This is a genomic window from Polaromonas sp., assembly GCF_041689105.1.
Classification (GTDB): Bacteria; Pseudomonadota; Gammaproteobacteria; order Burkholderiales; family Burkholderiaceae_C; genus Polaromonas.
The window spans coordinates 1-6,136 of record NZ_JBDNGU010000165.1 but is presented as its reverse complement, the minus strand read 5'-3'; the positions used below and the strand labels follow the sequence as shown (position 1 = coordinate 6,136).

Genomic DNA, 6,136 nt, shown 5'->3' with positions numbered 1-6,136 from the left:
GTCCCGGCCGCCAGTGTCTTCGTTGCTAAACGATCTCGACCGTTGCAGGGTTTGTCAGAAATGACCAAAGGCAGCCAACCTACGGATGGCGGACATTTGCTTCTATCAAAAATGGAACTTAACGAGCTAGGACTTACCGAGCAACAGCATAAGAAATTTGTTCGAAAAATTTACGGTTCTGCAGAATTTATTCGCGGCCTAGATAGATATTGCCTATGGATTAGTGATGCAGACGCGAACGAAGCTAGTTTAATAGCTTCTATTTCCGATAGGATAGAGGCTGTAAAGAGAATGCGTCTGAACAGCCCTAAGGCAGCCACTATTTCAATGGCTAATTTTCCTTATAAATTTGGTGAAATGCGCCAGAAAGGGAGCGAAGTCGTCATGGCAATCCCTAAGGTATCATCTGAATCCCGCGACTACTTGCCAGTTGGGATACTGCCTCGAACTACCATAATTACAGATCTTCTTTTTGCCGCTTTTGATGCCCCTCTCTGGAACATGGCAATTGTTGCCTCACGCATTCACCTCGTCTGGATTGCAACAGTATGCGGAAAAATGAAAACCGACTTTAGGTATTCCAACACAATTGGCTGGAACACTTTCCCGGCTCCCCTGCTTACAGAGCAGAATAAAGTCGATTTGACCAACTGCGCGGAGAATATTTTACTTGCCCGAGAAGCCCATTTCCCGGCCACGATTGCAGACCTGTACAATCCGTTAAATATGCCAGAGAACCTGCGCCACGCCCACGAGCGCAACGATGAAGTGCTCGAGCGCATCTACATCGGCCGCCGTTTCAAGAACGACACTGAGCGGCTGGAAAAGCTGTTTGAGCTTTACACCAAAATGACAGCTGCAGCTAAAACCAAGCTTGCTGCAAAGGCGATACGAGGCAAGAACGCCTCATGAGTGAACTGATCCTTTATACCTCTGCCGATGGCCAAACTCGACTCCAGCTACGGGTAGAAACCGACACTATTTGGCTGAGCCAGATGGAAATTGCTGAACTATTCCAAACCACCAAGCAGAACGTGTCCCTGCACGCCAAGAATATTATTGACGACAATGAGTTAACCGCAGAGGCAACTGTCAAGGAATCCTTGACAGTTCAAACGGAGGGCCAGAGACAGGTTCAGCGTAAGTTAGTGCAATACAACCTCGACCTGATCCTCGCTATCGGCTACCGCGTGCGCTCTCCCCGTGGCGTTCAATTTCGCCAATGGGCCAGCACGCACCTGAAGGAGTTTTTACGCAAGGGCTTCGTGATGGATGACGAGCGCCTCAAGAACCCCGGCGGTTGGGACTATTTCGATGAACTGCTGGAACGAATCCGCGACATCCGGGCCTCGGAGAAGCGCTTCTACCAGAAGGTGCGCGAGCTCTTTACTCTCAGTTCGGATTATCAGGGCCACGAGCGGGAGACAGGCCTCTTCTTTGCCGAAGTGCAGAACAAGCTGCTCTATGCCACCACCGGCCATACCGCCGCGGAGTTGATCTTGAAGCGTGCCGATACTAGCCAGCCCAATATGGCGCTGACCAGCTGGAGTGGCACGCGAGTTCGCAAGCAGGATGTCATTATCGCCAAAAACTACCTGAACGCTGACGAGATCGACACCCTCAACCGCCTTGTGGTCATTTTTCTTGAACAAGCTGAATTGCGGGTCAAACAGCAGAAGCAACTGACGCTCGATTTCTGGCGCAACAACGTGGACAAAATGCTGGAATTCAATGATCAGTCCATCCTCGAAGGCGCGGGCTCTATCAGCCACGAACACATGAAGAAAGTCGCCGTTGATCGTTATGAGGCTTACGACCAGCAGCGCCGAATAAGCGAAGCCAGGGCCGCCGACGACGCCGACCTGAAGGAAATCGAGCAACTAGAAAAAGACCTTCAGCATAAAGGACGGAAGCCATGACCAATCCCACGAACAACTACACCGTGCCGTCCGTCTCCATCAGTACGGCACATACCGGAGCATCCACCCGCTCCAACGAACTGGGCATGCGCACTATGCAAGAGCGCGCTTATTCCAAGCGTGGCGAACAATATCTGCTGATCAAGTCTCCGCCCGCATCGGGCAAGTCCCGCGCGCTCATGTTTATCGCGCTCGACAAGCTGCATAACCAAGGCTTGCAGCAGGCGGTGGTGGTGGTGCCGGAGCGCTCTATTGGCAGCAGCTTTGCTGATGAACCCTTGAGCCAATTCGGCTTTTATTGCGACTGGCAGGTGGCGCCAGAGTGGAACCTGTGCAATGCCCCCGGCATAGACGAGCCGCGCGTGGCTAAGTCCAAGGTTGAGGCTGTACGCAAATTTCTGGGAAGCACTGACAAAACGCTGGTCTGCACCCATGCCACCTTCCGCTTCGCCATAGATGAGTTGGGCATCGAAGCCTTCGACAATCGCCTGATTGCTATCGACGAGTTCCACCATGTGTCGGCTAATCCGGATAACAGGCTGGGCAGCCAGTTGAGCGCGCTGATTAACCGCGACAAGGTACACCTCGTAGCCATGACAGGCTCCTACTTCCGCGGCGACAGCGAGGCGGTGCTGGCACCAGCGGAGGAGGCCAAGTTTGAGACGATTACTTACACCTACTACGAACAGCTCAATGGCTACCGTTGGCTCAAGTCTTTGGATATTGGCTACTTCTTCTATACCGGCCCGTATGTGAATGCTGTCAACAAGGTACTAGACCCGACGTTGAAGACCATCGTGCATATTCCCAACGTGAACGCGCGCGAAAGCCTCAAAGACAAAGAGCGCGAGGTTAATGAAATTATGAGCGCGCTGGGCGACTGGCACAGCGTCGACCCCGTCACCGGTTTTCACCTCATCAACACCAAGGACGGCCGCACCCTGAAAGTAGCCGATCTCGTGGACGACAGCGACGCCGCCAGGCGCTCCAAAGTGCTAGGCGCCCTGAAAGACCCTGCTCAGAAACACAACCGCGACCACGTGGACGTGATCATCGCGCTGGGCATGGCGAAAGAGGGCTTTGACTGGATCTGGTGTGAACATGCGTTGACCATCGGTTACCGCAGTAGCCTGACCGAAATCGTACAGATCATAGGCCGTGCCACCCGTGACGCCGAAGGCAAAGAACGCTCACGCTTTACCAACCTGATCGCCGAACCAGCAGCGGAACAAGCCGCGGTAGCGGAGGCCGTGAACGACATGCTCAAGGCCATCTCCGCTAGCTTATTGATGGAGCAGGTGCTAGCGCCACGTTATGAGTTCACCCCAAAGGACACGGGGGCAAAGGAAGGTTTTGACTACGGGCCCAGTGGTTACCAGCTAGGTCGCACCAACGTGGGCGTGAATGAAGGCACCGGTCAGTACCACGTCGAAATCAACGGGCTGACAACGCCAACAACAGCTGAAGCTACCCGCATCTGCAAAGAGGATTTGAACGAGGTCGTCACCAGTTTCTTGCAAAACAAAACAGTGGTGGAGCGCGGGCTGTTCGACAAAGAAAATACGCTGCCCGAAGAGCTGACTCAGTTACACATGGGCAAAATCGTGCGCGAGCGCTACCCGGAGTTGAGCGTTATTGATCAAGAGGCCGTCCGCCAGCACGCCATTGCCGCCATGAACATCACTCAGCAGGCCAAGCTCGCCATCGCGCACGCTGACGCCAATGGCAGTGACTCTGGGCAAGGCAGCACCGCCTTGCTAGTTGGTGTGCGCAAGTTCGTTAACGTGCGCGAACTGGACATTGACCTGATCGACCGCATCAATCCATTCGATGCCGCCTACGCTGTACTGGCAAAGGCAATGGACGAGAAATCGTTGCGCCAAGTGCAGGCAAGCATCGCGGCCAAAAAGGTCAGCATCTCTGAAGACGAAGCACGCGAACTGTCCAAACGCGCCCTGCAGTTCAAGAACGAGCGAGGCCGCCTGCCAGACATCAACTCCGCCGACGCTTGGGAAAAGCGCATGGCTGAGGGCGTGGCAGCGTTCGCACGATACAGAGCACAGGCTAAGGCAGCACAGGGACAAGGGGAATCTGAAAATGGTTGAAATGGACGATGATGAACTATTGGGCGCCCTAGGAGTAGAGGTTACTCCGCTCAAGGCCTCCCATCACACACCTCGAGAGGAGCGCATCATCGCCGGTTTCGAGGATATCTTGCGTTTTCATCAAACCCACGGGCGTATCCCGCAGCATGGGGAAGACAAGGACATCTTTGAGCGCTTGTACGCCGTTCGTCTGAATCAGCTACGCAAGTTACCCGAAGCCCAAGCCCTTCTAGCCGAATTGGATAAGGTGGGCTTGCTGACAGCGACGGCGACGACTCAGCAAGATGTCAGCGAGCTCGATGAAGATGCTCTTTTGGCTCAACTGGGCATTGGTGAGCAATCCGTAGATGAAGATGACATCACCGTGTTACGCCATGTGCGCTCCAGCGCTAACAAGAGAGCGGCAGAGGAGATTGCCGATCGTACGCGGTGTGAAAACTTCGACCAGTACCAGCCATTGTTCGAGCAGGCAGAGCGAGAACTTAAATCCGGTGCGCGTACGACTCTGCGCTTTGGACGCGATACAAGTATTGAGGTAGGGCACTTTTTTGTTCTTGGCGGACAGCTTACTTATGTGGCTGAAGTGGGCGAAACAATCAAAGCCCCAAATGGGGAAAGCGATGCACGTTTGCTGCTGATCTACGCTAACGGCACGCAGAGCAATCTCCTGCGCCGCTCGCTCCAACGTGCGCTGTATAAAGACGAGACTGGCAGGCGACTGACAGATACATATTTGGGCCCCTTGTTTGGCGATAAAGCAGAGTCAGATGATATTGAAAGCGGAACTATCTATGTACTACGCAGCTTGTCCAATCATCCATTTGTTGCTGAACATCGGGCGTTAATCCACAAAATCGGCGTCACTGGAGGCAAGGTGGAGACCCGCATAGCCAACGCGGCGCATGATGCGACCTACCTGTTGGCAGATGTCGAGATTGTCGCAACTTACAAACTGCATAATCTGAATCGCACCCGACTGGAAAATATTTTTCACCGCCTATTTGGCGCAGCCCAGATTGATTTGACCATCGAAGACCGCTTCGGCCACCCCGTCAAACCAAAGGAATGGTTCCTTGTTCCACTGCATGTGATTGACGAAGCGGTTGAGCGTATTCGCAATGGATCGATTACCAATGCGATCTATGTACCCGCAACTGCACAACTCGAGGATGATGTTGACGGACGGTGACAAAATTAAAATTGAAAATAAAATGACCATTCTAAATATTAAGTATGGCTCACCAAGATTAGATACGATTAAGACGCCGCTAGACCCACCCGAAAGCCAGCTCAACCACTACACCTCAAAACCTCCATTGTCGTTGCGACGGTCGCGCCATCAAGTTGTTCAATGTCGATGGGGACATATTCTGTACAGTAGGACCACGAGATCTTTATGCCTTGCTCAATCATAATACGTCCCCTTTCAAAGAGTGACTATGAAGTCTAACGTAAATTAGGCATCACTCGCGGCCTAGAATGCAAACTCAAGGGTTGCATGCGCTACAAGTTCGCCGGAGTTGGCAAAAGTAACCTTCGCCTCAGCGAACGCAGAAGCTTTGCCAAACCGTAGAACATTCGCCTCAACGTGCATGTCGTGCGTCATGGCCGGTCGTAAGAAATGGGTGTGCTGGTATATCGTGCCTTTCGAGGTTCTTTCTGTCGTTGCCATGGCTAGAGAGACGACAGTGTCCACAGCTGACATGATGACCTGCCCGCAGATCGCGCCGCTCACAAATTGAAGCTTCCTGTCTTGGGGCAATGTAGCCACGACCCTTCCAGGCGCGACATCGAAGTCGCGTAGTCCAAGTTCTTTGACCCAAGGTGCGAACAGCCATTCGTAGAATTCCTCCACGGTCGCATTCGTGAGCGGGAGTTTGGGTGGGATCGGGTTGATTGCCACGGGCGGCCTCTCTGTGATGCCTAACTTAGAACTAAGGGGCGCCACGCTCTTGCGGCGTCCCTCTCGAATTGTAGTGGTCTAATAAAACCGGACACCAACTTAGGTGGTAATATTGCCGCCAACAAAGAGGTGCTCCATGGCAAAGCAACGTCGTACATTTTCAACCGAGTTCAAGCATGATGCAGCGAACCTGGTAATCCATCAAGGCT

Annotated in this window: 5 protein-coding genes; 4 read left to right on the top strand and 1 reads right to left on the bottom strand. The window is 53.1% G+C overall.

Annotation, left to right across the window (positions count from 1 at the left end):
• The 4 genes from ACESMT_RS17020 to ACESMT_RS17005 form a co-directional block, all read left to right on the top strand.
• Window positions 1–912, top strand: a 912-nt coding sequence (locus ACESMT_RS17020) for a type IIL restriction-modification enzyme MmeI (RefSeq protein WP_372827788.1), incomplete at its 5' end; no start/stop codon positions are given.
• A complete protein-coding gene (locus ACESMT_RS17015; protein ID WP_372827787.1) occupies window positions 909–1,919 on the top strand; it encodes a virulence RhuM family protein in 1,011 nt (336 codons plus the stop codon). The genes ACESMT_RS17020 and ACESMT_RS17015, both read left to right, overlap by 4 nt.
• Complete coding sequence (locus ACESMT_RS17010) at window positions 1,916–4,024, top strand: DEAD/DEAH box helicase (protein ID WP_372827786.1); 2,109 nt, start codon at window positions 1,916–1,918, stop codon at window positions 4,022–4,024. Before ACESMT_RS17015 ends, ACESMT_RS17010 begins: the two co-directional genes overlap by 4 nt.
• Window positions 4,017–5,213, top strand: a complete 1,197-nt coding sequence (locus ACESMT_RS17005; protein ID WP_372827785.1) for a GIY-YIG nuclease family protein — start codon at window positions 4,017–4,019, stop codon at window positions 5,211–5,213. Before ACESMT_RS17010 ends, ACESMT_RS17005 begins: the two co-directional genes overlap by 8 nt.
• 285 nt (window positions 5,214–5,498) lie before the next feature.
• Here the strand turns inward: ACESMT_RS17005 and ACESMT_RS17000 are convergent, their stop codons facing one another.
• A complete protein-coding gene (locus ACESMT_RS17000) occupies window positions 5,499–5,927 on the bottom strand; it encodes a PaaI family thioesterase (protein WP_372827784.1) in 429 nt (142 codons plus the stop codon).
• Window positions 5,928–6,136: the final 209 nt, after the last annotated feature.

Bases quoted from the DNA above. Each gene is read 5' to 3' on its own strand.
- ACESMT_RS17015 (WP_372827787.1), top strand. From the start codon at position 909: ATGAGTGAACTGATCCTTTATACCTCTGCCGATGGCCAAACTCGACTC.
- ACESMT_RS17005 (WP_372827785.1), top strand. From the start codon at position 4,017: ATGGTTGAAATGGACGATGATGAACTATTGGGCGCCCTAGGAGTAGAG.
- ACESMT_RS17010 (WP_372827786.1), top strand. From the start codon at position 1,916: ATGACCAATCCCACGAACAACTACACCGTGCCGTCCGTCTCCATCAGT.